The following is a 25167-nucleotide window of genomic DNA, read 5'->3' on the forward strand; positions in this document are numbered from 1 at the left end:
CAGAAATGAAAAAACATATTTTACCGGCTATTAAGCTAACGGTTTTAAGTATCATATTACTTGCAGTAGTCTATCCCCTTGTGGTTTGGGGAATGGGACAGTTTTCTTCAAATAAGGGAAAAGGAAAAGTTATCACACAAAATGGTAAGACCTATTACGCCAATATTGGGCAGTCTTTTACGGAAGATAAATATTTCTGGTCACGCCCATCGGCGGTTGATTATAATGCCGCAGGTTCAGCAGGTAGTAATAAAGGTCCTTCCAATGAAGAATATCTCAAACAGGTACAAGCAAGAATTGATACGTTTTTAGTACACAATCCTGGCATTGCCAAATCAGAAATACCTGTGGATTTGGTTACGGCAAGCGGTAGCGGTCTTGACCCCCATATTTCCGTTCAGGCGGCAAAAGTGCAGGTAAAGAGAATTGCCAAAATTCGTGGAATTGCGGAAGGAAACCTTCTTCAACTCATCCTTGCGAAAACAGAAAAGCCTTTATTTGGTTTGTTCGGACCCGAAAAAATAAACGTACTCGAATTAAATATAGCATTAGATAATTTAAAATAAATAAGATGAAGAAGATAATAATTGCGTCACTGATATTATTAAGCGTAAAAAGTTTTGCACAAACAAACACTACAAAATCGCCGTTTACTTTTAGCGGTTATTTAGAAACATATTACACATACGATTTTGGCAATCCAGATAATCACAATAGACCCGCATTTACCTATTCGCATAATAGACATAATGAAATCAACCTGAATTTAGGTTTTGTAAAGGCATCCTATAACACGGATAACGTTAGGGCAAATCTTGCCTTGGCTACCGGTACATATATGAATGCGAATTACGCAGCAGAACCGGGCGTATTGAAAAATATTTATGAAGCAAATGCAGGTGTAAAAATTTCAAAGAATAAAGATTTATGGATTGATGCCGGTATATTTTCATCCCATTTAGGTTTTGAAAGTGCTGTAGGTAGAGATAACTGGACATTAACCCGAAGTATTTTTGCCGACAACTCACCCTATTTTGAAACAGGGGCAAAAATTTCCTACACCACTGACAACGGCAAATGGTTTATTAGCGGATTGGTATTAAACGGCTGGCAGCGCATACAACGTGTAGATGGTAATAATACCCCTGCATTCGGTCATCAGCTTACCTATAAACCCAATTCAAAAATCACGCTCAACAGTAGTTCCTTTATTGGAAATGATAAAGCCGACAGTATAAAGCAAATGCGGTATTTCCACAACCTCTACGGCATCTTTCAAATCACGGAGAAATTTGCCTTAACAGCGGGGTTTGACATTGGAGCAGAGCAAAAAAGTAAAGGAAGCAGCAGCTATAACACCTGGTACACACCGATTGTAATTGTTAAATTCAGTCCTGCCGAAAAACACAACATTGCGTTGAGAGGAGAGTATTATAGCGACAAGAACGGAGCAATAATTGGTACAGGTACTGCAAACGGATTTAAAACTTGGGGATATTCAATAAATTACGATTACCTGATAAGAAATAACGTGATGTGGCGCATAGAAGGAAGAGGATTTTCGAGCCAGGACAGGGTTTTTACAATGAATGATAAACCAAGTAATAATAATTATTTCATAACGACATCATTGGCAATTGCTTTCTAATGACAGAAAAAGACCAAACAGTACAACAGTTTCTTGACTTAATAAAAAAGTCAAGGAGAGGGAAATTTAAAGTCTACATCGGTATGAGTGCCGGTGTAGGCAAAACCTTTCGTATGCTACAGGAAGCACATTCGCTATTGCGCAATGGCATCGATTTAAAGATTGGTTACATTGAAACGCACAACAGGAAGGAAACACACGATTTGTTAGAGGGGTTACCTGTTATTCCACGCAGAAAGCTGTTTTATAAGGGTAAGGAATTAGAAGAATTAGACGTTCAGGCAGTCATCAATTTACGCCCTGAAGTAGTAATTATAGATGAACTGGCGCATACCAATATTGAAGGCAGCAAAAATGAAAAACGTTGGCAGGACGTATTGGACATTTTAGATGCAGGTATAAACGTTATTAGTGCTGTTAATATACAGCATATAGAAAGTCTTAATGAAGAAGTGAGAGCCATCACAGGAATTGAGGTAAAAGAACGTATTCCTGATAGCGTAATTGCAGAAGCAGACGAAGTAGTAAATATTGACTTGACAGCAGATGAGTTAATTACACGTCTTAAGGAGGGAAAGATATATGAAGCTGCAAAAATAGAAACGGCACTCAATAATTTTTTCAAAAGCGAACATATACTTCAGCTAAGAGAATTAGCACTAAAAGAAGTAGCCTCGCAGGTGGAACGTAAAGTTGAGAGCGAGGTAACACTGACGGGTGCGGCTAAAAGAGAAAAGTTTTTAGCCTGTATCAGCTCAAACGAAAAGACGGCAAAAAACGTAATACGGAAGACGGCAAGGCTTGCCAATTATTACAATAGCAAGTGGTCTGTACTTTATGTACAAACACCCCGTGAAAGCCCTGATAAAATTGCCCTCGATAAACAAAGGCATCTTATAAATAACTTTAAATTAGCTACAGAATTAGGTGCGAACATAATTAAAGTGGAAAATGGTAATATTTCAAAAGCTATAATGGAACAATGCGAGCAACGTAAGATAACAACTATATGTATAGGGAAGCCACATTTGAGCCTGATACATATCATTTTAGCCACTAATGTCTTTAACGGACTTTTAAGAAAACTGTCTGCAAATGATATTGACCTTGTGATTTTAAGTTAAAGAATTGAGATAATGAGAATAAAAACGAAGCTAATATTGGGTGTAGGGCTCCTTTTTGCAATGATAGCATTCCTTACCATATTAAGTGCAACCCATATAAACAAGCTATCTAATGATGCAAAGAATATACTGGCAGATAATTACAATACCGTAGATTATTGTCGCCAGATGCTCAATGCACTGAACAGTGATATTCATAATCCTGAACAACAAAAGAAATTCAGGCAAAGCCTGGAAAAACAAACGAGGACTATCACAGAAGTTGGAGAACAGGAAATTACGGACAAGATTAAACAGGATTTTGCACTCATAGTTAATTCTCCTGATGATAGTTCTTTGCTACGAACGATACAGAAGGACATTACCGATGTAATGCTGCTGAATATGCAGGCAATACAGCGAAAAAATGAGGTAGCAGAAGAAACGGCTGATAGTGCAATTTTGTGGATTGCCATAACAGGGACATTCTGTTTCCTAATAGCGTTCACACTTCTGATAAATCTGCCCTCAAATATTGCTAATCCTATCCGAGAATTAACGGAAAGTATAAAAGAGATAGCTGCAAAAAACTACTCCAGAAGAGTGCATTTTGAAGAACACAATGAATACGGGGAGTTAGCCAAATCATTCAACACAATGGCGAAAAAATTAGAAGAATACAGTAATAGTAGCATTGAAAGGCTGATGATGGCAAAAAAACGTATCGAAACCCTTATTAACAATATGAGCGAACCGGTTATCGGTTTGGATGAAAAACACACTATTTTATTTATGAATGACATCGCATTAAAAATAGCGGGCTTACAAAAAGAAAAAGTGATTGGCGCACCCATTCAACACATCGCAGAAGAAAACGACCTTATAAAAACTCTTATAAAAGATTTACCGGAGAAAGAGACACACGAAAAAAAGATAAAATCTTTTCCTATTAAAATCTATGCAGATAACAAAGAAAGTTATTTCGAGAAAGAAATTATTCCTATCCTGATAACACCCACGGGAGAGAAAGAAGAAAAACATATAGGCAACGTAATTCTCCTACAAAACATCACTCCATATAAAGAATTGGATTTTGCAAAAACAAACTTTATCGCCACTGTTTCACACGAACTAAAAACTCCTATATCATCTATACAGATGAGCTTGCAATTATTAGGAAATAAAAAAGTGGGTGAATTAAATGCGGAGCAAGAAAGTCTTTTACATAGCATCAATGATGATACAGGGCGATTATTGAAAATTACAGGAGAATTATTGAATATGACACAGGTGGAGAGCGGCACTATTCAAATAAGTGTTGTTCCGTCTGAAGCCAAAGAAATTGTAGAATATGCTGTAAATGCTACAAAGGCAGCAGCCGAACAAAAGCAAATCAGGTTTGAAATAAAAATAGCCGATAATTTGCCACAAGTGCTTGCTGATAATGAAAAAACCGCTTGGGTATTAACTAATTTGCTTTCCAATGCAATTCGTTATTCCTATGATAATTCAATTATTAGCATTGATGTTAATGCGACAGATAATAAGGTGCGCTTCTCGGTCACGGATACAGGTCAAGGTATTTCCCCACAATATATTGACAAAATATTTGACCGATATTTCCGCATACCCGGTACAAAGAAGGAAGGTACAGGATTAGGTCTAAGCATCAGCAAAGAGTTTATTCAGGCACAGGGCGGTGAAATTTCTGTAAAAAGTGATTTAGGAGCAGGGAGTACATTTTCCTTTTCGTTAAACAGCTTGATAAAAAGTAAGCCAAATAGGCTATCATAGATGGAAAAATTCCACGACACAATATTAACTAAACTGGAATTATCAATCAAAGAATTGGAGGTTGAACCAGATTGTCCGTTACAACGGATTGAGGAAGTAATTGCTATTACAATTAATGCTTTGTCCGAAGTAAAGGAATTTGTTCTAAAAAAAGGGTTCAAGAACATTGCGGAAGAAATCTATTTTTTCAAATACCAGAAGCCTGTAATTGTTTCAAAACTTATCTTTTACAACGCCGTTTATAAAATCGAAACAAAGAAGCCTTATGGTACAAAGCCCATCAAAAAATACCTAAAAAAAGAACTGAAAAGGCTAAAAAAATTCTTTGATAACAACATTGATTTTTACAAATATTACCGTAGTAATAATACGGTTCTCGACGAGAACTATTTTCTTAGAGGAAAACACGATATAAGGTTATGGTTAGATACTTTTTATTTTGAAGCTGACCATCGTTTTTCAACATCACACGATTATAAGGTTGCAAAGATAATTGCCAACGACCTGATACAAGTTTATTTGGAAGACAGGCTTCACAATATCAATCAGAAAAAAGCGTCAGATGCATCACCAAAATGGACAGCAAGCAAAACAGCACTTACGGAACTCATATATGCACTGTATTCCCACGGTGTATTTAACGGTGGGAATGCAGACATAAAATTGATAGCTAAAACTTTTGAAGATGCGTTTAATATTGAATTGGGCGATTTTTACCACACGTTTATGGAATTGAAAGCCCGTAAGATGAACCGAACGAAATTCCTTGACAGCCTTTGTGAAGCACTAATTAAGAAAATGGACGAGCAGGACGAAAAATAAACAATATCATTATAATACACGGGGTAGATTAATACCTTTACTTCGTATAATGCTTTCCTGACCCTTTGGGGCTTCATTTTGCTTTTCTGCCTGCTCCGGGACTGCTTCCCCTTGCTTAACAGGTTCTATCGAAATTTGTATCTTTCTTTCCACGGCTGCCAGTTCCGTTTTAAGCTCACTCAATCGGCTTTCCTTAGACCACGTATCGTTAACCAGTTCCTTAAGTATAGGCAGGTCTTTCTGTATTTCAGCGATTTTTTCCTTTTCCTGTTTAACAAAGCCCGGCAGCTTTTCCAAAGCCCTTAAAAAATTCATTGCGGCAGTTTCAGGGTCTTTTGCCATCAGACCGTTATTGTAGGTGTATTTGATATTTCCCTCGCCCTGTACCAAAAAGCGGTTTACCCGAATATCCGAACCCTCTTTTTCCGACCTTTCTGTTTTGACCAACAGCATAAAACCATACAAGCTGCCTATCTGTTCATACTGACCTGCGGTGCGGGCTTTGTCCGCAATCTCGTTCAGCTTCGCACCGATTTGTTTCGGTTTTGCATTGGGCGGCAAGCCATCCAACTTCACGGGGTTTTCGATTGTACCGTCCGAACGCTTTTGGAGGCGTTGCTGTAAGTTTTCCCAGTCTGTACTCATCCGGTTCAAACGGGATTGAGTGCTTTGCAACATTTCCGTAAAGTCCTGCACCTTAAATTTAGCACTGGATTTAGAACGGTTGAACGCCTGCTTTTCGCTTTCCAGTCCGGCAATCTGTTTTTCAAGTTTGGCTTTATCCAACAGGTCTGTATTACCTGACAGGATTGCCACATATTCCGAAAAGTTCATTCCCGATTTTTCGTCCATACTTCCCTCGTCAATCGTTCTTTTGGTCAGGTTGTTGGTCTTTAACTGGTCGATGAAAAGCTGCTTATTATACAGCAGGTTGAACTTATAACTATCCAAAGATTTCTCAACAGCATAGATAATCACAGCCACTTTATTTTCGGCAAAGAATTTGGCAATCTCGTTGCCTTTACGGATTGCCCGCCCGTCCCTTTGGGCAAGGTCAGACGGTCGCCACGGCGTATCTAAATGATGAACAGCAACGGCTCTTTTCTGTGCGTTTACGCCAGTTCCGAGCATACTGGTAGAACCGAACAGCACCCGGATTTTGCCATCGTTCATCCCGTTGATAAGCTCCCTGCGTTGCTTGTCATTTTTCGCTTCTTGAATAAACCGGACTTCGTGTGCAGGTATGCCGTGGCCTTCCACGAGCTTACGTTTGATTTCGGAGTACACATTCCATTCGCCGGGCTTGTAGGTTCCCAAATCCGAAAATACAAACTGTGTTCCTTTCTGTGCGTTGTATTGGTTGTAATACTTGGCTATGTTTGAAGCACAATGAGAAGCCTTGTTATCGGGGTGGTCATTATACGCACCGCTTACCATACGCATATCGAGCGACATCTTACGGGCGTAGTCCGTAGCAATGAGCATCTTTGCTTTTTCTTCCCTTTGCGACAAAGGTTCTCTACCGAGCAAAGTAGCATCTCCCGTTTTGGCAAACTGCATCAGGCTTTGGATAAAGGCATCTTGGTCGGGCGTTGGCGGTATATTGTACAATACCTCGTTCTTGTTGGGGCGGTCAATACCAATATCCTTTGCCGTTCTGTAATCCGTGATTTCAGAATAGAACTGCGCCAGTTCCGGCACTTTGATAAAGTAGCGGAAACGCTCTTTGGCTACAATGTTGTTAGCTACCGAAAATTCATAATCAGTGGTTTTCCTTGCATAGATAGCTGCCCAGGCATCAAAGGAATGAATGCCCTGTTTTTCCAATGCACGGGGACGCAGGTATTTGAACAGCAGATACAGTTCCGTTAACGAGTTGCTGATGGTTGTACCCGAAAGAAAGGTTGCGCCCATATCCGCATCGGTACGCTCCTGAATGGTGCGTATGGCAAACAGTAGGTTCAGTGCCTTTTGGCTGCCGTCCACGTTACCCAGTCCGGCAACCCGTGTATGACGGGTGTTGAACATCAGGTTTTTGAACTGGTGGCTTTCGTCCACGAACAAATGGTCTATACCCATCATCTTAAAGTCCACAATATCATCCTTGCGATTTTCAATATCGTGTTGCAGCGTTTTTAGTTTTACTTCAAGATTTTCTTTCCGTTTGATTACCCCGGCGAGCATTCCCCTTGTAACTTCCTTGCCTTGCGATTTCAGGGCATCGAGGTTACGCTCTACGCTGTCTAATTCTATTTCGAGGATTTCCTTTTGTATCTCGGGCGACTGCGGTATCATTCCGAACTGGTCGTGCGTGAGTATCACACAATCCCAATCATTATTTTTAATATCCCCGAAAATCCGCAGACGTTTTTTCGGTGTAAAATCATCAATACCTGGGTAAAGGATTTTGGCGTGTGGATAGGCTTTGCGGTAGTCTTCGGCAATAGCAGGTATATTCGCTTTCAGCCCGATAATCATCGGCTTATGGGCTAAACCCAAACGCTTCATTTCCTGCGCTGCGGTACACATTATCAGCGTTTTTCCTGCGCCTACTTCGTGGTCGCAGATAGCACCGTTGTTCAGCTTTATCATCCAAACGGTGTCCTTTTGGCTTGAATACAGGTCTTCAATGCCTGCTCCCTTACGGTCTAATCCCGGAAATTCCTGATGGCTTCCGTCATAGTTCGGGCGAACGAAACAGTTAAAGGTATCGTTGTACTGGTCGGTCAGGCGATTTTTAAACTCATCATTCTGTGCGTGTAGCCAATCGGTAAAGGCGGTACGGATTTCATCAATCTTGGTGTTCGCCATTTGTATGGCTTCCATATCCCGTACTTTGACCTCTTGGTCGCCAACCATTACTTTTTTGGTAATATCAGGCGTGGTATTGACAAGGGCGTGTTTGAGCAGGGCAATACCGTCAAACGTGCGGCTTTCCGCTTTGACGGCATATTTTTCCCAAATGTGCATATTGCCCTGATGACATTTCACAGAAAAGTCGTCGGAGCTTTCGGTATAATGTACAAGTACATCCGCATCAAACAGGTGCGAAGCGAAACGGGCATAAATGCCAGTGGGTATCCAGCGTTCGCCGAGGTTAAAATCCAGTTCCTCAAATTCGATACGTTTTGGTCGGGCTTCCTCTAAAGCGGTAAGGCTTTCTTTGGCTTCAGCATCATCGGGATTGCGTTCGAGATATTCTTTTACCTCTTGGGCTTTCTCTACTACGTTGCCTGCAATCCAACGTTCAGCAATTTCATATTCCTGTTGTAGCGGATTGTAGAACAACCGCCCGTGTAGGGCTTCTTTCAGGGTATCGGCAGGCAGGCTGCTGATTTTGGACATAAAATCTAAATCCACGTTTCCGTACTTGTTCAGCGAGGCGGCTAATGCCTCTTCGGGATTATCGGTTGCTAACGTGGTCGTAGAGAAACTAACAGGACGGCTGAATATATCCGCTTTATGGATTATGCCGCCAATGATACGCTCCAGATAAGGAATTTCTTTACCTGCGCTGTCTGTCTTTATCAGCTTGGCATTATCGGCAGCATTGAGATTGCCGTATTTTTTGACAAAACCATCGTATAGGCGGTTCAGCGTTTCCCGTTCTTCTTGGTGTTCGGTCTGCTTTTCAGCTTCTTTTTGGTACAGGTTGATATAACTGTCCCTTACCGCAATATAGGCTTCGGCTCTTGCTTTCTGTGCCGATGGTAATTGCAATGGATGAAAGATTGCTTTTGCATCTTCCTTTTCTACTTCTTGCAGATAACCTACCCAACCGTTATCCACCACAAGACAATCGTTACGATGGAATGATTGCAGTTCGCCACTATACGGGGCAGGTTCAGGAATAGCATTAATATTGATAGCGGTAATGGCTGTCTTATCAGACTGGCCATTTCCGTTTATTTGTGAAAACAGGTCGCTGATAGCTTCCTGTTTTTTGCCGTTAACCTGGTCGGTTCCGTTAATATCACCATTGGATTTTAGCGGTGTATAGGGCTGCTGCCTTGCACTGCTGAACAGGTCGGGCTGACGACCTATTGTACCTCTTCTTTTTTTAGTGCTTTGCCTTTTGGCTTGGGTAGTTCTTTTAGGTGGAGCAAGAACCATTACAGGTTCTCCCGCACTTTCAAACAAGTCAAAAATGCTTAGTTGCTTTAATTCCTGCGGGCTTTCCTGACGGACTACCGGAGTAGGTACAGGTTGCGGCTTTTGCTGAATGATTACAGGGTCTATGACCGGAGGTGTAACTTTTGGTTCAATAGGAATTTGTATAACAGGCTCGTCGTTCTGTTCGCCTTTGTATAAACTCAAATTCAGATGCTTTCCAAAATCTTCGGAAAGCATTTGCTTCAAATCTTTGGCAATGCCCTCAACACCGTCTTTATGCGTATAGATTAAGGCAGGTTGCCCGTATGGGTCGGTATCTAATTTTTGGTCGGTATGGATAATTCTTGTACTGTCCTGAAAGAGCGCATTGCCAGGCGTATTGTATTCAGATGGCTTGCTTTGGCAAAACAGATCTTCCCTGTCGGTCAGATTTTCTTTTGCCGTATTTTTTTGCAGGATAATCAGGTCGCTGCCGACTTCCGTACCTGCATATTCGGTAAACAGGTTGTTAGGCAATCTTACAACCGAAACCAAATTATTATCCTGCATCAACGCCCTGCGTATGGGTTCGTTCTTAGGGCTGTTCAGAATGCCCTGTGAAGTGATGTAAGCCAACAAACCGCCCTCACGGAGCATATCAGCACCTTTCAGAAAAAAATAATTGTGGATGCTTCGGGCAGCCTGTTCCTTTGCGCTATTTCTACTGCGGGAATAAGAAAGGTCAAATACGGAAGTATCGCCAAAAGGGATATTACTGGCGATTACATCATAGGTGTTTTGTTCCCTTTCGGGGATTTCCTCAAAGCCGTTTATACGGATATTGATTTCGGGGTAAAGCTGCTTTAAAATCTTGCCTGTAAGCAAGTCCTTTTCATAAGCGGTAACACTGGCTTTCTGATTTTCCGAAAAGGATTGGATGAATGAACCGATACCTGCGGAGGGTTCGAGGAATTTATCAATGTGCAGACCATTATCCCGCAAGGCAGATGAAATGGCATCTATAACTTTTGGTGGGGTATAAAAAGCCGTCAGTACGGAACTTTTCATACTATCCACATACTTGCGGTATTGCTTATCGTCTTCGGAATTTTCTTTGAGTAGTTGGTGGAGTTCCTGCGTGAGTGGAAAAAGGTCGTGTTCTGTTTTTCTCCAATGATTGATGTCTATTTCGTTTTCTACGGGGTTCAGAACGAATTTAAGACCGCCAAATCCGCTGTATCGCATCATTAGCAGTCTTTCGCCTACGGTGGCTTGCCGTTTCTCCTTTTCCAGTTTAAAAACAATTCGCAGGGCATCAATATTCTGTTGGAGATGGAACCGCTTACTGAAGCCCATTTTCCTCAATCCATATTGAGATGGTTCCGGTCAGTTCGGTATAGAGTACATCAAACTCATTTCCGTTGGCGAAATCATCGGTTAATTCATATCCTGCGAAAACAGGCTCACAAACGGGGAACATTTTAAGGGCGAACGGTCGCAGCTCCTCGTCTGCCATTATGGCATCAAACTCATTGCATACCACTTTGAAAACCGTGTTGAACTTGGAGAAGTGCAAGCCCTCAAAAAGTATGTAGTTGGCTATTTCGTCGCATTGCTCAATGGCGTTTCCCGAACGGAAAGCACCCTCATAAGCATTGGCAGCCCACGAAGACCGTTGGTCAATAAATTTTTGGTCGTGCGCCTTTTCAGGAAAGCTGCTGTTTAATAATTCTTGCAGTCGTAATCTGAAATACGACAGGTCTTTTTGCTGTACATCCATACTTATTTTGTTTAGAATTTTACTTAAATCCTAAAATTATAGCAGTACATAAGCCCCTTTGCAGAAGTGGCAGGGTTTGGCTTTGAAAGGCGGGATTTGGCGTAGAATGGTATGATGCCAGAGATTAATTTGTACCTTTGTTAAGGTCGTAAAAAGGTATATATGAGTACACTCTTTATTAAAAATATGGTTTGCAACCGCTGTATTATGGTGGTGCAAAATGAATTGGATAAGTTAGGTCTGAACGTAAAAAAAATCAAACTTGGAGAGGTAGTATTGGATAAAGAGATTACATCCGAAGAAAAAAATAATGTAGATAAGGTTTTAATTCCATTAGGCTTTGAACTTATTGACGATAAAAAAAGCCGCATAATTGAAAAGATAAAAAATATAATTATTGACCTTGTGCATCATCAGGACAACCACGCCAAAACCAATCTTTCGGATGTGCTAAGTAGTCAACTGCACCACGATTATAATTATTTATCTAATCTCTTTTCGGAGGTAGAGGGTACTACCATTGAAAAATACTTTATTGCCCAAAAAGTAGAAAAGGTAAAAGAGCTATTGGTATATGATGAGCTTTCTTTGAGTGAAATTGCCTTTCGTTTAAACTATTCGAGTGTGTCCTACCTAAGCAACCAGTTCAAAAAAGTTACAGGGCTGACACCGAGCTATTTCAAACAGATAAAAGAAGATAAAAGGAAGCCATTGGATAGTTTGTAAATCTTACACATAAATTCCAAAATTTCACAATAGCACCCACCCATATAATAGCCAATTTTGTACTGTTAATTAAATCAGGCAAATATGGCAACGAATAATAAAGAAACTATTTATCTTCCCTTAGAAGATGTAGAAAGCGAACATTGTGCGTTAATCGTTGAAAAAGGATTGGCACAGGTCAAAGGCATCGAAACCCACAAAGTAGAGCTAAACAACCGCAGGGCAGCTATCACGGTAGATAACAGCGCAGCGATAGGCGCAGCGGTAAAAGCAATCAAAGATTTAGGTTACGGCGTTTCTACTGTAAAACATACATTCCCTGTATTGGGAATGACCTGCGCATCCTGTGCAGGCAGTGTAGAAAGTATTGTAAAGCATCAGGAGGGCGTTATAGAAGCATCCGTAAACTTTGCTACGGGAAATCTTACCGTGGAATACCTACTCAATATGACCGATGCCACCAAACTGCAAAAGGCGATACAGTCCATAGGTTACGATTTACTGGTAGAAGAAGAAAATAAGCAGCAGGAAACATTAGAAGCTATCCACGCTGAAAAGTTCCAAAAGCTAAAGACTAAAACCGTATGGGCTATTGCGCTGTCATTGCCTGTTGTATTGATAGCAATGTTCTTTATGGATATGCCCTATGCAACCCCTATAATGTGGCTGTTCTCTACTCCTGTTGTATTGTGGTTAGGCAGGGATTTTTTCATCAATGCCTGGAAGCAGACAAAACATCGTTCAGCCAATATGGATACACTGGTAGCATTGAGTACAGGTATCGCTTATCTGTTCAGCGTATTCAATATGTTGTTTGCAGATTTTTGGCATCAGAGAGGACTACACGCCCACGTATATTTTGAAGCAGCAGCCGTAATTGTCGCATTTATCCTGTTAGGGAAACTATTGGAAGAAAAAGCCAAAGGCAATACCTCTTCAGCCATTAAAAAACTGATGGGCTTACAACCCAAGACCGTTATTGTTATACAAGCGAATGGAACCGAAAAACAAACCGCTATTGAAGAGGTAAACGCAGGCGATGTTATTCTTGTAAAGCCGGGCGAAAAGATTGCGGTGGACGGTATGGTTACTTCGGGCAGTTCCTACGTTGATGAAAGTATGTTGAGTGGCGAGCCTGTACCTGTACAGAAAAAAGAAAACGAAAAAGTATTTGCGGGAACGATTAACCAAAAAGGAAGTTTCCAATTCAAAGCGGTTAAAGTCGGAAGGGAAACAATGCTTGCCCATATCATCAAAATGGTTCAGGATGCGCAAGGCAGTAAAGCACCAGTACAAAAGTTGGTAGATAAGATTGCAGGAATTTTTGTTCCCGTTGTGATAGGGATTGCTATTCTCACATTTATCCTATGGTTTATTTTAGGCGGCAACAATGGCATAGTTCAGGGATTGTTAGCGGCTGTTACGGTATTGGTTATTGCCTGCCCTTGTGCTTTGGGATTGGCTACGCCTACCGCTATAATGGTTGGCGTTGGCAAAGGTGCTGAAAACGGTATTCTGATAAAGGATGCCGAAAGTTTGGAATTAGCCAAAAAAGTTGATGCCATTATTTTAGATAAAACAGGAACGATAACAGAGGGTAGACCAGAGGTAACAGGTATCGAATGGCTAAACAATGATGATGCAACGAAAGATATTTTATTAAGCATCGAAAAGCAATCCGAACACCCATTGGCAGAAGCGGTAGTGAAACATTTAGACGGTGTACAAACCACTACTTTATCACTGTTCGATAGTATTACAGGAAAAGGTGCAAAAGCCAATCACAACAACGAAACCTATTTTGTAGGCAATAAAAAGCTATTGGCAGAAAACAACATTACCATTGCGGAGCAACTGCAAAAGCAAGCGGATGAATGGGGAAAACAATCCAAAACAGTTATTTGGTTTGCCGACAGCAAACAGGCGCTTTCCGTTATCGTCATTTCTGATAAAATCAAAGAAACATCGGTCGAAGCCATCCGGCAAATGCAGGATATGGGCATAGAATTGTATATGCTTACGGGCGATAATGAAGCCACTGCAAAAGCCATTGCAAAGCAAACTGGCATCGGGCATTACAAGGCAGAGGTATTGCCACAGCACAAAGCCGATTTTGTAAAGGAACTTCAAAGCAAAGGCAAAGTAGTGGCAATGGTTGGCGACGGTATTAATGACAGCACAGCTTTGGCAACAGCCGATGTAAGTATTGCAATGGGTAAAGGTTCCGACATTGCAATGGATGTTGCCAAGATGACCATTATTTCATCAGACCTTACCAAAATACCACAGGCAATAAAACTTTCAAAACAGACCGTAGCCACTATTAAGCAAAATCTGTTTTGGGCATTCATCTATAATTTAATCGGCATTCCTATTGCGGCAGGTATCTTATTCCCAATAAATGGCTTCCTGCTGAACCCGATGATTGCAGGTGCAGCAATGGCATTGAGCAGCGTGAGCGTGGTAACTAACAGCCTGCGGTTGAAGTGGAAAAAGTAAAACATTAAATATCACAAATCAAATAAGAAATTCCACAACAATACAGAACGGTATAGTGCTGAAATTTGTGGTATCAAACAACAATCAAAATTTAAGACAATGGAAAATAAAGAATTTCAATTTAAGACGAACATCAATTGTGGCGGTTGTATAGCATCTGTAAAGCCGCATTTGGACAATGCAGAGGGCATCTGCCATTGGGAAGTTGACACCGCCAATAAAGACAAGGTACTTACAATAAAATCAGAGGGTATTACCGAAGACCAGGTAATTGAAACAGTACAAAAAGCAGGCTTTAAAATCGAACCTTTAAACGCTTAATATATTGAATTTATAATGCCCTTTTTAGCAACCTGACCTGATAAAAAGGGCATTATATCTTTAAAAATGGAAAAAAAATGCGGCTTTATTAAACATTTGGTATCAAACACCAAAAAAAGAGGGAAAGCCATCAAAAAAAGATAATCTTATTTGTAACTTTGTAGTGTTGAAAAATTTGGGTAAACATATCAGCTTTGTTCTCTTACTGTGTTTGGGATTTTTCCTTATGCCGAGCATAAGCTATGCCTGCGCCAAAAAAACAACTAAGACGGAACAAAAATCCTGCTCAAAAGAAAAATCTGAAAAATCGCAGCACAAAAACAGTTGCAAGGACAAGTCCTGTAAAAAATGTAAGGATGGTCACGACTGCGGAGGCAATTGCAAACACAGTTCTTGCAGATGCGGTGCTTCAACAACTTCTTTAAGTGTACCTGTTGTAATCGAATTGAAAGCAAAAAATCTGTTTGCAGAAGCAAAAAAGCAAAAATTCGGTTTCAAACAAGCCTATTATTCTTCAGGCTTTTTCTCCATTTGGCTACCGCCTAAAATAAGCTAAATCTGTTGCTTGACAGCCACAGGTATGTCTTGTCGAAAACCCAATCCAGTTTTCGCACCCCTTTTGTATATCTTATTAAATTAAAATTTTCAAAATGAAATCATTATCAAAAATAGTAATGGTAATCGGCGTATTACTATCATCAATAAACAGTTTCGCACAAATCAAAAATGCGAAAACAGAAACCGTAAAAATTTACGGCAATTGCGGTATGTGTAAAGCCACTATCGAAAAAGCAGGCAATGTGAACAAGGTAGCCAGTGTGGAATGGAATAAAGACACTAAAATGGCTACGCTCACTTATGACAGCGATAAGACCAATCAGGATGAAATATTGAAACGTATCGCTTTGGCAGGTTACGACAGCGAAAAGTTTTTAGCACCGGATGATGTGTATGCAAAGCTGCCGGGATGTTGCCAGTACGACAGAGAATTAAAGCCAGTCGCAAAATCTAATGATGCGGGTATGGATATGAAAAGCGGACACACCAACCATAACCACAACGAAATGGCAACAACAAAAACTGCCGATGACCAAAATGCACCACAACTGAAAGTCGTATTCGACAACTATTTTTCAGTTAAAGATGCTTTGGTAAAAACTGATGCAGGTACATCATCCGCAAAAGCTGCCGAATTGGTAAAAGCTATCAAAGCCGTAGAAATGGCAAAACTTTCTACCGGGGAGCATACCGTTTGGATGAAAGTAATGAAAGACCTGACAGCAAATGCAGAAAAGATTGCTGCTTCTAAAGATGTTGCCCAACAAAGGCAAACATTCGCTTTACTTTCTAAGAATATGTACGAACTGGCTAAGGTATCAAAACAGGAAACACCTGTTTACTATCAGCATTGCCCAATGTACAATAACGGGAAAGGCGCAAATTGGTTAAGCAAAGAAGAAGCGGTTAAAAATCCTTATTACGGTTCTCAAATGCTAACCTGTGGTAGCGTACAGGAAACAATTAATAATAAATAAATTCTTCTGTTATGGAAAATATAGAAAACAAGCACGATATGCACCACCACACGGCAAATGAGGCGCATAATGCCAAACATTCTTTAGCAATGTACAAACGGTTCGCTGTAATGGCTGTGGCGATGTTCGCAGCGATGTATTTCCTTATGTATGCTATGATTGACAGATTGGATAATCTTATCCCGAACATCAATAATTTGTATATGACCCTGCTGATGGTTTCGGCAATGTTGGTCATTGAATTATGGATAATGAAAGGAATGTATCAAAACAAAAAAATCAACTGGGCAATCATTGCATTTTCCCTCGCAATTGGCATCTTCTCTTGGTTTGGCATCAGGGAGCAAATAAATGTGGGCGACAAACAATTTGTAAAAGGAATGATACCGCACCACGCAGCAGCAGTGCTGATGTCGGAAAAAGCAAAATTAACCGACCCCGAACTGATAGAGTTGCAAAAAAACATACTTGAAACACAGGCAAAGGAAATCGAATTTATGAAGCGAAAGCTGAAAGAATTTGAAAACAAGTAAACCACAAAAATTTCTTTAACAACATTAAATAGCATTAAAATGAAAAATATATTTTTCTCCATCATCGCACTGGCTACGGTTGTAGCAATAACCGTTTCCTGCAATCAGTCTTCCAGTAAAAACAGCGACAAAACAGCCAATGATAGTACAGTGGTGTCTGACGCTCAAAATGTGCCATCATCAACACAAAATGATACGGCAACTTCTACTGCTCCAGTTGATACATTAGCTAAAGCTGCAGAAAAATCAGATGTAAAAAAGCAGGCGCAAAACTTCTCTATTGCACCCATAATTACCGATTATCTGTCATTAAAAAACGCCCTTGCTTCAGACAATGACAAAGCTGCTGCCAATGCAGGCAAACAGTTGTTCATTACCTTGAAAAATGTAGATATGAAAACCATACCTGCAAACAAACATAAGGAGTATATGGATATTGCAGAAAATGCAAAAGAAAACGCAGAGCATATTGGCGACAATGCCGGAAAGATAGACCACCAAAGAGAGCATTTAGCATCATTAAGCAAAGATGTTTCCGACCTTATAGCATTGTTCGGAACTACCCAAAAATTGTATCAAGATTATTGCCCGATGTACAATGATGGCAAAGGTGCTATTTGGATTAGTGAAGCAAAGACAATCAAAAATCCTTACTATGGTAGTAAGATGCTTACCTGCGGTTCTGTAAAAAAAGAATTTTAGAATGAAGAAAGTATTAAAGATAATTTTAGCAACAGTGCTGTTTATTTTTATTGCAATCCAATTTTATCAGCCTGCCCTTAATGTAGATAAAGGGCAGGTTTACACAACCGATTTTACACAAGTCTATAAAATGCCTATTGAAATAAAAGCGATGTTTCAAACGTCTTGCTACGATTGTCATAGCAACAATACCAATTATGTTTGGTACGACTATGTACAGCCTGCAAGAACATTGGTAGGAACCCATATCAAAAATGCAAAAGAAGATTTGAATTTCAATGAATGGGGTACATACTCAAATAGAAAGCAGGAAAGATTACTAAACTCAATTAAAGAACAAATAGAAACGAAGCAAATGCCTCTGTCCTCATATACACTGATGCACAAAAATGCAAAATTGAATAATGAGCAAATCAAAACATTAATCAATTGGCTAAAAGAACAGGAATGAGTTTCAAAAAAAAATATCAAAATGAATATACCCATAAATAGTAAAATAAGGTTGCTGCAAGCAGTATTTATACTGTTATGTTCGCAATCCCTATTTGCACAGAAAGTAGTGCATTACGACTTGTATGTAAAAGATACGCTTGTCAACTATGCAGGAAAAACAAAAAGAGCCATTGCCGTAAATGGGCAAATACCTATGCCCACGCTCACATTTACAGAGGGCGACACTGCCGAGATTGTAGTGCATAACCAGTTAAAAGAAAGTACATCACTGCATTGGCACGGCGTATTTTTGCCCAACAAAGAGGACGGTGTGCCCTGGCTTACACAAAAGCCTATTGAAGCCGGAGCAACATACACCTATCGTTTTCCAATTATCCAACACGGAACGCACTGGTATCATTCCCATTCAGGTTTGCAGGAACAGATTGGAATGTATGGCAGTTTTGTAATGAAAAAGCGGGATGACGACAAAACCTTTAGAAAGGGCATTGATGATTTGCCTACCGTACCCATTATTTTAAGCGAATGGACAAATTATAACCCCAACAACATTAACCGAATGTTGCACAACGCCAATGATTGGGCAGCTATCAAAAAAGGTGCAACACAATCTTATGCAGAAGCTATTAGAGAAGGGCATTTCAAAACCAAATTAACCAACGAATGGAAACGTATGTTGGCAATGGACGTAAGCGATGTGTATTATGACAAAATATTAATTAACGGAAATCATACTACCGATTTAAAAACCGTTGACGGCAAAATACTAAAAGCAGGTGATAAAGTAAGGTTAAGAGTTTCAAATGGTGGCGCATCCTCTTACTTTTGGTTACGGTATGCCGGAGGTAAAATTACCGTAGTAGCCAATGATGGTAACGATGTAGAACCTGTTGAAGTAGATAGGTTAATTATAGGAGTTTCTGAAACATACGATGTCGTTGTAACAATCCCCGAAGAAGGTGTTTCTTATGAATTTTTAGCCACTACTGAAGACCGAACACAATCAGCCAGTTATTTTTTAGGTAATGGTATCAAACAATTAATTTCCCCACTGCCCAAATTAAAATATTTTGAAGGGATGAAGATGATGAACGATATGATGAAGATGAATGGTGATTTGGACGATATGGGAATGAAAATGAGCCTGAACCAAATGGATATGAACGTGGTAATGTATCCCGAAATTACAGGAGAAGCCAATCAAAAGCAAGACCATAGCCAACACAATATGAATATGGATAACGACCCCAATCGTTACAATGCAAATGCTTTAGGAGAAATTAAAACCCTAAACTATGCAATGTTGCAATCGCCCTACAATACTTCACTTCCCAAAGATGCACCCGTAAAAGAACTAAAATTTACACTTACCGGAAATATGAACCGCTATGTGTGGAGTATGGATAACAAAATTCTTTCAGAAGTTGATAAAATTCCTGTAAAGAAAGGAGAAATTTTACGCATCACCATTTACAATAACTCAATGATGCGACACCCAATGCACCTGCACGGTTTCGACTTTAGAGTAATTAATAGAAAAGGCGAAAAATCACCACTGAAAAATGTGTTAGATATAATGCCAATGGAAACAGATACCATTGAATTTTTGGCAAACGAAGAAGGAGATTGGTTTTTCCATTGCCATATCCTATATCATATGATGTCGGGGATGAACAGGGTTTTTGCTGTGGATGACTATAAAAATCCAAACTTACCCAACAAGAAACAAGCATACAATAAATTACAGAGAGAGAGCAATATGCCACATTTTATGGCACAGAACGATTTTGCAACCAATGGTAATGATGGCGAGGCAATGTTTCAAAATGCAAGATGGAGTTTAGGCACAGAATGGCGTTTAGGTTACAATGATATGCACGGTTACGAAGTAGAAACACATTTAGGAAGATACATCGGAAAAATGCAGTGGTTTATGCCATTTATAGGCTTTGACTGGCGTTACCGTAAAATGGGAATAGATGAACACGAAACCAATTTATTCGGGCAGAAAAACGAAAAAGATACACGTAGAGCCTTTAGTTTAGGTTTTATGTACACCTTGCCAATGTTAGTCAATTTTCAGGCAGAAGTATATCACGATGGTATCGTTCGCCTGTCTTTAATGCGAGAAGATATACCAATTTCAAAAAGATTAAGAGCTGGTTTTATGGTCAATACCGATATGGAATATATGGCAGACTTGAAGTATATCATCAATAAGAATATAGGTATTCGTACACACTATGATAGTGATATGGGCTTGGGTATAGGGCTGTCACTAAATTATTAAGGATTATGCACCATTCCCCTCCGAAATATCGGAGGGGATTTTTTTACTTGTTTAAAATCTGCAAAACTCTACCAAGTTCAATATCCATTCTTGAAAAAGCAAACCATTTTTTGCCCAGGTCTTTGAGCGATGCCCCTATATGGTAGAGTTCTGTATGGTCAATAATCAAAAAACGGTCGTGGGCGTCGGAAAACACTTCAATTTCTATCGGAGGATATTGGCTATTGTAGCGTTGTAAGTCTAACCGTAACTGATTGCTGATACTTTTGGTAAGGATTGTAGCGGTTACATTAGTCTTACGCTTACCCAACAAGGTAAGCACCGTATCATCCACATAATTATCAAGCAGGATAACAGAGCTTTTGGCACTACGGATAATATCGGAAACAAAGGCGTAGGCATCAAAAATCTGCCCGTTGTAGAAAATGCCTTTTTCGCTGTGCAGCTTGTCGCTTTCCAAAGCCTTAAAAATCTCTTCAAATTTTTGGTCGGCTTCCAGTTGCTTTAACTCGATATTGTCCAAACGATGAAACAAAGAAGCGTTGCTGATGAGCATACGCCGCATTTCTACAAAGGCTTCCATTATTTCCACACTCATTTTAACGGCTATATCAGAACGAAGTATGGCAGATGCCATTGCAACGCCTTGTTCCGTAAAAGCATAGGGCAAATAACGTCTGCCGCCGTAATTTAAACTTGAGGTTCCAATTTGGAACCTCAAGTTTTCAACTTCCTCTTCGGTCAGTTGAAAGCAGAATGATACAGGAAAACGCTTAATATTTCTTTTAACAGCTTTGTTCAGGTTCTTTGTTTCTACCTGATATAAGGCAGCGAGGTCGCTATCCAACATTACCTGTTTGCCCCGGATAGTATAAATCAGGTTCCTGATTTCTTTGGGTACGATTGACGGTTTATTTTCCATTGCGTTTACTGCTTTTGTTTTTTTCAAACTCAAAGGAACTTTCAGCGTTTTCTTTCAGAATGATGTAAGCATCGAATTTCTTTCCGGCTTTGCTTGTCATTCCTTTGATAAGAGAGGTTTTGCCTTTATTGACAAGGTTTGTTACATTTTCGATACTGATTTGTACACCGCAGACGGTGCGGAACTGTACCCAGTTACAAGCCTCATCAGGGCATTTCACAATCTTGTCACGGATAATAAGCTGCTGACTTTTGCATTTCGGGCAGGTTAGTTTGGGTTGGTTGGTGCTTGCAATAGAGGTTTGTAGCAATTCATCGGTAATAGATTTGGCATAGGTTTCCATTTCCTTTTGGAATGTTCCGGCATCCGCTTCGTTATTTTCTATTTTCTGTAACGCCAATTCCCATTCGGCAGTCATTGCCACGTCTGCAATTTTCCGGTCTTTTACAAGCCCGTACACCTGCAATCCTTTTTCCGTAGGGATTAAAGAACGTTTATCCCGTTGGATATAATTACGGGTAAACAGGGTTTCGATAATGGCGGCTCTTGTTGCAGGAGTACCGATGCCGATATTTTTGAGGGCTTTGCGTTCTTCTTCGTTCTCAATTTCTTTCCCTGCGGTTTCCATAGCCGACAAAAGCCCGGCTTCGGTGTAAAGCACTGGTGGTTTGGTCTGCTTTTCCAAAACTGCGGCTTCCTTTATGGCAAGTTCGTCGCCTTTATGCAGTTCAGGTAATTCCTGCACTGGCTCTTCGCCGTCATCGGTAAAACTTCCTTTTATGGAACGCCAACCCGCTTCCTGAATTTTACAGCCTTTTGCCGTAAAGTCGTAATGCAATACCTGTAATGATACATCGGTTATTTCTTTGACACAGGCTTGCGATATGGCTTCAAGCAAGCGAAGCGCAATCATATTGTAAATCTTGTTTTCGTCTGCATTAAGTACGGACGGCACTTTGTCCGTAATCAACAAACCGTGATGGTCCGTTACACGGAGGTCATTCACGATACGTTTGTTGAACCGTCCCCATTTGATTTTGGTAAGGGCTTGCTTGCAATCCTCACGATTTTGCAATGCCCGCACGAGGTTTGGAATTTCTGCCCACATATCTTCAGGGATGTATTTGCTCCCGGTACGTGGGTACGTGATAAACTTCTTTTCGTACAGGCTTTGCGCAATATTGAGCGTTGCTTCAGCAGATAATTTCAGCCTTTTGTTGGCTTCCTTTTGTAAGCCTGTCAGGTCGAAAAGCAAGGGCGGTTGTTCTGTAACGCTTTTGGTTTCTACTGATGTAAAGGTTGCCGTTGCGCCACGCTGAATAGCTTTAAGGGTATCATCAGCAAGTTGCTTTTCGTCCCATTTGGTTGCGGAAATACTTTTGAAATCAACCTGGGCTTTGTTGTGCGTTAATTGTATCTGCCAGTATTTCTTTACCGTGAAATTCTTATTGTCGAGGTAACGTTTGCATATCAAAGCCAGTGTGGGCGTTTGCACTCTTCCAAGCGAATAGATACCATTGCCTGCGGCAATGCTCAATGCCTGTGTAGCATTGATGCCTACAAGCCAGTCGGCACGGCTTCTGCCTTGCGCTGCCTGATACAGTCCGTCAAATGCTGCCCCGTCTTTTAGGTTGTTGAAGCCTTGCTTTATTGCCTTTTCGGTAAGCGAACTTATCCAAAGGCGTTCAAAAGGTTTGTTGCATTTCAGGTATTCATAAATGTACCTGAAAATGAGTTCGCCCTCACGACCTGCATCGGTAGCAACGATGATGCTGTTGCTTTGCTTAAAAAGCTGCTCAATGACTTTCAGTTGCTTTAATGCGCCAGTATCGGCGGTGTACCCTTTGTCTTTTTTGACCTTGCGGACGGTCAATAAAAACGGGTTGGGCAATATCGGCAGGGATGCTTTATCAAATCCCGAAATGCCGTAATCTTCGGGCATTCCCAGTCCTATTAAATGACCGAATGCCCACGTAACAAAATAGCCGTTACCTGTCAGGTAGCCATCCTTTTTATCGGATGCTCCCACAAGTCCGGCTATTTCCCTTGCTACGCTTGGTTTTTCTGCAATGATTGTTTTCATACTGTATTACATTTTTCTGCCTTTGGATTTTTCAGGCTTGTTATCCTGTTGCTCCTGCTGCTTCTCGTTTTTCGGTCTTTGCTGCCCGGACTTCAAAGGCTCTTGGACGTTCTTGGTCGCTTCGTTGGTTTTACCCTCCGAATTGACGGCAGTTTGTGTTTTATGAGTTTCGGCAGGTTCTACCCGTGCTTTGTACTGACCGGGAAACTCAAAATTGGTCTTTCCGGTATCTTTGTCGAACGTGATATAACCCTTATACGGTTGGTCTTTTTTGTCTTTCAGTTCAACGTATATGGTTTGTCCGGCTTTGAACTTGTTGTACTGCTCATCATCCAGTTCTTTGCCCCTGAAAGTTCTTGGAGCTTCTTGCGGTTGGCTTTGCTGATTGCTTTGTTGGGTATTCTGTTGGTTCGTTTGCGCCTGCTGATTGTTGTTGCTTCTGTCAAACAGGAACTCAACATACCGTTTGTCCGCATTGAATTGTACAGTTGCCGAAAACTCCGTTCCTTTCGAGGAAATCATACCCTCTAAATAGAGCGGTTTGCCCTCCATCAGCGTTTGTTTTTGTTCGTCATTCAGCTTTACGCCCTTAATTTCATCGGGAATTTTTATAAACTCCGTGCGCAGTGCAACCACGTCATTGGTCAGCCTGTCAATACTTATAATGGACGGCATCAGGTCGCCTGTTTTGGAGTTTACCAAATTGACGACACGCCCCATATTACCCGTTTCGAGCAGGTTTTTCTTGTCTTCGTCCGTAAACTTGTGACCGAAAAATTCAAAGTGGAGGTTAGGTTCTCTTTTGATACCGTGTATTGCCACGATAACATTGCCGTCTTCCGCTTGCTGTAAAGACAGGCGGGCATCCGTGCGGAGGATAGAGCCCCCGAGGTTGATACCTATCGGTAAAAGCTCATTGGTTTTATAACCTCGTAACAAAGGGTCGAGCAGGTTCCTTTTTTCAAGATACTCTTTGCTCAATCCGAGGTTTTTCATTGTGTCCCAATCAATCTGCTCCGGCTTGTAGCGATATTCGCTTGTTTCCGTTGTTGTTTGTGCTGTTGCCATATTATTTTGATTTTCTTGTTTTTTATCGGGTTGGGGTTCTGCTTTCACTTCGTGTTCTTTCAGCACTTTTTCGCCCTGTGGAGTGGGCTTATCTACGTGCTTTTGTAATTCCTCTGCTTTTTCAGCAGCAACCGAGGCAGGCACTTTGAAGAAAGTAAAGTTTGTAGGGTTCTTTAACTGGCTGAAAAAATTGGAAAAGAAGTTGGAAAAGAAATCACCGCTTTTATCCACACGCATAAACTGGTTTTGATTTTTCTTCGTGGGGTCAACGGTTTCCATTTTCCCGTTTTCGTCTATACTCTTTACTGCCTGGATTTTCATTTTCTCTTTATCCAGTACGAGTAAGATGTCCGAAAGCTGTTCGGGCATTTCCTGTTTATTAGTTGTTTCTTCGCTCATAATCTGAAAATTTCAAAATTTCACGATCGAATGTAAAGGAAGCCTTCACTGATTTGCTTTATGTGGCACTCAAAGGCAGCGTTTGTCACTTATTGGCATCCAGTTTAGGTAACGGAGGGTTAAAACTTTCCCTGATGAACTGATGCACATCGGATAGCTTGTAATACAGTTTTCCGCTAATGGTATAATAAGGGAGCTTACCTATGGAGCGATACCGTTGCAGGGAACGGTTACTGATTTTCAGCATTTGCAATAAATCCTGATTATCCAGTAACTCTTCGCCGTCTATGCTGTTGCGCTTCTTTTGTAAATCGTCTATGTGGTTGCCAAGAATGTCCAGCCTGTCCATTATGCGTTCCATCCACGCCACAAATTCCATTTTGTCGATATTCATACG

19 protein-coding genes are annotated in these 25167 nt (G+C 40.6%); 13 read left to right on the plus strand and 6 right to left on the minus strand.

Going from position 1 to position 25167, the window contains the following annotated elements; translation table 11 throughout:
- The first annotated feature begins 5 nt into the window (after window positions 1-5).
- From PEDSA_RS07935 to PEDSA_RS07955, 5 genes are read left to right on the plus strand one after another with little or no spacing between them, the layout of a single operon-like run.
- Window positions 6-566, plus strand: coding sequence for a K(+)-transporting ATPase subunit C (locus tag PEDSA_RS07935; RefSeq protein WP_013632640.1), 561 nt, complete (start codon window positions 6-8; stop codon window positions 564-566).
- A gap of 5 nt (window positions 567-571) precedes the next feature.
- A complete protein-coding gene (locus PEDSA_RS07940; protein WP_013632641.1) occupies window positions 572-1648 on the plus strand; it encodes a porin in 1077 nt (358 codons plus the stop codon).
- Entirely contained in the window at window positions 1648-2772 is a 1125-nt protein-coding gene (locus PEDSA_RS07945) for a signal transduction histidine kinase (protein ID WP_013632642.1), read from the plus strand. Before PEDSA_RS07940 ends, PEDSA_RS07945 begins: the two co-directional genes overlap by 1 nt.
- Before the next feature lie 12 nt (window positions 2773-2784).
- Window positions 2785-4545 (plus strand): sensor histidine kinase, encoded by a 1761-nt coding sequence (locus PEDSA_RS07950; protein ID WP_013632643.1) that lies wholly within the window; start codon window positions 2785-2787, stop codon window positions 4543-4545.
- Window positions 4546-5367, plus strand: a complete 822-nt coding sequence (locus tag PEDSA_RS07955) for an RteC domain-containing protein (RefSeq protein ID WP_013632644.1) — start codon at window positions 4546-4548, stop codon at window positions 5365-5367.
- Window positions 5368-5376: 9 nt separating this feature from the next.
- Here the strand turns inward: PEDSA_RS07955 and PEDSA_RS07960 are convergent, their stop codons facing one another.
- Window positions 5377-10815, minus strand: coding sequence for an N-6 DNA methylase (locus PEDSA_RS07960; RefSeq protein WP_013632645.1), 5439 nt, complete (start codon window positions 10813-10815; stop codon window positions 5377-5379).
- Window positions 10802-11239, minus strand: a complete 438-nt coding sequence (locus tag PEDSA_RS07965; protein WP_002978435.1) for a DUF1896 domain-containing protein — start codon at window positions 11237-11239, stop codon at window positions 10802-10804. Before PEDSA_RS07965 ends, PEDSA_RS07960 begins: the two co-directional genes overlap by 14 nt.
- A 162-nt stretch (window positions 11240-11401) precedes the next feature.
- On the opposite strand from PEDSA_RS07965, the gene PEDSA_RS07970 reads away from it, so the two are divergent.
- The 8 genes from PEDSA_RS07970 to PEDSA_RS08010 all read left to right on the plus strand — a co-directional run bounded on the left by PEDSA_RS07970 (window position 11402) and on the right by PEDSA_RS08010 (window position 20298).
- Complete coding sequence (locus PEDSA_RS07970; protein WP_002978432.1) at window positions 11402-11965, plus strand: helix-turn-helix domain-containing protein; 564 nt, start codon at window positions 11402-11404, stop codon at window positions 11963-11965.
- 84 nt (window positions 11966-12049) lie between these two features.
- The gene (locus PEDSA_RS07975) at window positions 12050-14464 is read left to right on the plus strand and encodes a heavy metal translocating P-type ATPase (protein ID WP_013632646.1); all 2415 of its coding nucleotides are present in this window, start codon (window positions 12050-12052) and stop codon (window positions 14462-14464) included.
- 99 nt (window positions 14465-14563) lie between these two features.
- A complete protein-coding gene (locus tag PEDSA_RS07980; protein WP_002978428.1) occupies window positions 14564-14785 on the plus strand; it encodes a heavy-metal-associated domain-containing protein in 222 nt (73 codons plus the stop codon).
- A 650-nt stretch (window positions 14786-15435) separates the two neighbouring features.
- Window positions 15436-16320 (plus strand): DUF3347 domain-containing protein, encoded by an 885-nt coding sequence (locus tag PEDSA_RS07990; RefSeq protein WP_013632648.1) that lies wholly within the window; start codon window positions 15436-15438, stop codon window positions 16318-16320.
- 11 nt (window positions 16321-16331) lie between these two features.
- Window positions 16332-16853, plus strand: a complete 522-nt coding sequence (locus PEDSA_RS07995) for a DUF305 domain-containing protein (RefSeq protein WP_013632649.1) — start codon at window positions 16332-16334, stop codon at window positions 16851-16853.
- Window positions 16854-16892: 39 nt separating this feature from the next.
- Window positions 16893-17555, plus strand: a complete 663-nt coding sequence (locus tag PEDSA_RS08000) for a DUF3347 domain-containing protein (RefSeq protein ID WP_013632650.1) — start codon at window positions 16893-16895, stop codon at window positions 17553-17555.
- A 1-nt stretch (window position 17556) separates the two neighbouring features.
- A complete protein-coding gene (locus tag PEDSA_RS08005) occupies window positions 17557-18006 on the plus strand; it encodes a heme-binding domain-containing protein (protein ID WP_013632651.1) in 450 nt (149 codons plus the stop codon).
- A gap of 21 nt (window positions 18007-18027) precedes the next feature.
- Window positions 18028-20298 (plus strand): multicopper oxidase family protein, encoded by a 2271-nt coding sequence (locus PEDSA_RS08010; protein WP_013632652.1) that lies wholly within the window; start codon window positions 18028-18030, stop codon window positions 20296-20298.
- A gap of 43 nt (window positions 20299-20341) precedes the next feature.
- Here PEDSA_RS08010 and PEDSA_RS08015 read toward each other — a convergent pair whose 3' ends face one another.
- The 4 genes from PEDSA_RS08015 to PEDSA_RS08030 all read right to left on the minus strand — a co-directional run bounded on the left by PEDSA_RS08015 (window position 20342) and on the right by PEDSA_RS08030 (window position 25164).
- Window positions 20342-21220 carry an ORF6N domain-containing protein gene (locus PEDSA_RS08015; protein ID WP_013632653.1) on the minus strand — a complete coding sequence of 293 codons (879 nt, stop codon included), beginning with the start codon at window positions 21218-21220 and terminating at the stop codon, window positions 20342-20344.
- Window positions 21210-23303, minus strand: coding sequence for a type IA DNA topoisomerase (locus PEDSA_RS08020; protein WP_013632654.1), 2094 nt, complete (start codon window positions 23301-23303; stop codon window positions 21210-21212). Before PEDSA_RS08020 ends, PEDSA_RS08015 begins: the two co-directional genes overlap by 11 nt.
- Window positions 23304-23309: 6 nt before the next feature.
- Entirely contained in the window at window positions 23310-24770 is a 1461-nt protein-coding gene (locus tag PEDSA_RS08025; protein ID WP_013632655.1) for a DUF3945 domain-containing protein, read from the minus strand.
- A gap of 85 nt (window positions 24771-24855) precedes the next feature.
- Window positions 24856-25164: a helix-turn-helix domain-containing protein gene (locus PEDSA_RS08030; protein ID WP_002978404.1), complete on the minus strand. Its 309-nt coding sequence runs from the start codon at window positions 25162-25164 to the stop codon at window positions 24856-24858.
- Between the last annotated feature and the right edge of the window lie 3 nt (window positions 25165-25167).

This window comes from Pseudopedobacter saltans DSM 12145 (assembly GCF_000190735.1).
In the GTDB taxonomy this organism is placed as follows: Bacteria; Bacteroidota; Bacteroidia; order Sphingobacteriales; family Sphingobacteriaceae; genus Pseudopedobacter; species Pseudopedobacter saltans.

Bases quoted from the DNA above. Each gene is read 5' to 3' on its own strand.
- PEDSA_RS07935 (WP_013632640.1), top strand. From the start codon at position 6: ATGAAAAAACATATTTTACCGGCTATTAAGCTAACGGTTTTAAGTATC.
- PEDSA_RS07940 (WP_013632641.1), top strand. From the start codon at position 572: ATGAAGAAGATAATAATTGCGTCACTGATATTATTAAGCGTAAAAAGT.
- PEDSA_RS07945 (WP_013632642.1), top strand. From the start codon at position 1,648: ATGACAGAAAAAGACCAAACAGTACAACAGTTTCTTGACTTAATAAAA.
- PEDSA_RS07950 (WP_013632643.1), top strand. From the start codon at position 2,785: ATGAGAATAAAAACGAAGCTAATATTGGGTGTAGGGCTCCTTTTTGCA.
- PEDSA_RS07955 (WP_013632644.1), top strand. From the start codon at position 4,546: ATGGAAAAATTCCACGACACAATATTAACTAAACTGGAATTATCAATC.
- PEDSA_RS07960 (WP_013632645.1), bottom strand. From the start codon at position 10,815: ATGGGCTTCAGTAAGCGGTTCCATCTCCAACAGAATATTGATGCCCTG.
- PEDSA_RS07965 (WP_002978435.1), bottom strand. From the start codon at position 11,239: ATGGATGTACAGCAAAAAGACCTGTCGTATTTCAGATTACGACTGCAA.
- PEDSA_RS07970 (WP_002978432.1), top strand. From the start codon at position 11,402: ATGAGTACACTCTTTATTAAAAATATGGTTTGCAACCGCTGTATTATG.
- PEDSA_RS07975 (WP_013632646.1), top strand. From the start codon at position 12,050: ATGGCAACGAATAATAAAGAAACTATTTATCTTCCCTTAGAAGATGTA.
- PEDSA_RS07980 (WP_002978428.1), top strand. From the start codon at position 14,564: ATGGAAAATAAAGAATTTCAATTTAAGACGAACATCAATTGTGGCGGT.
- PEDSA_RS07990 (WP_013632648.1), top strand. From the start codon at position 15,436: ATGAAATCATTATCAAAAATAGTAATGGTAATCGGCGTATTACTATCA.
- PEDSA_RS07995 (WP_013632649.1), top strand. From the start codon at position 16,332: ATGGAAAATATAGAAAACAAGCACGATATGCACCACCACACGGCAAAT.
- PEDSA_RS08000 (WP_013632650.1), top strand. From the start codon at position 16,893: ATGAAAAATATATTTTTCTCCATCATCGCACTGGCTACGGTTGTAGCA.
- PEDSA_RS08005 (WP_013632651.1), top strand. From the start codon at position 17,557: ATGAAGAAAGTATTAAAGATAATTTTAGCAACAGTGCTGTTTATTTTT.
- PEDSA_RS08010 (WP_013632652.1), top strand. From the start codon at position 18,028: ATGAATATACCCATAAATAGTAAAATAAGGTTGCTGCAAGCAGTATTT.
- PEDSA_RS08015 (WP_013632653.1), bottom strand. From the start codon at position 21,220: ATGGAAAATAAACCGTCAATCGTACCCAAAGAAATCAGGAACCTGATT.
- PEDSA_RS08020 (WP_013632654.1), bottom strand. From the start codon at position 23,303: ATGAAAACAATCATTGCAGAAAAACCAAGCGTAGCAAGGGAAATAGCC.
- PEDSA_RS08025 (WP_013632655.1), bottom strand. From the start codon at position 24,770: ATGAGCGAAGAAACAACTAATAAACAGGAAATGCCCGAACAGCTTTCG.
- PEDSA_RS08030 (WP_002978404.1), bottom strand. From the start codon at position 25,164: ATGAATATCGACAAAATGGAATTTGTGGCGTGGATGGAACGCATAATG.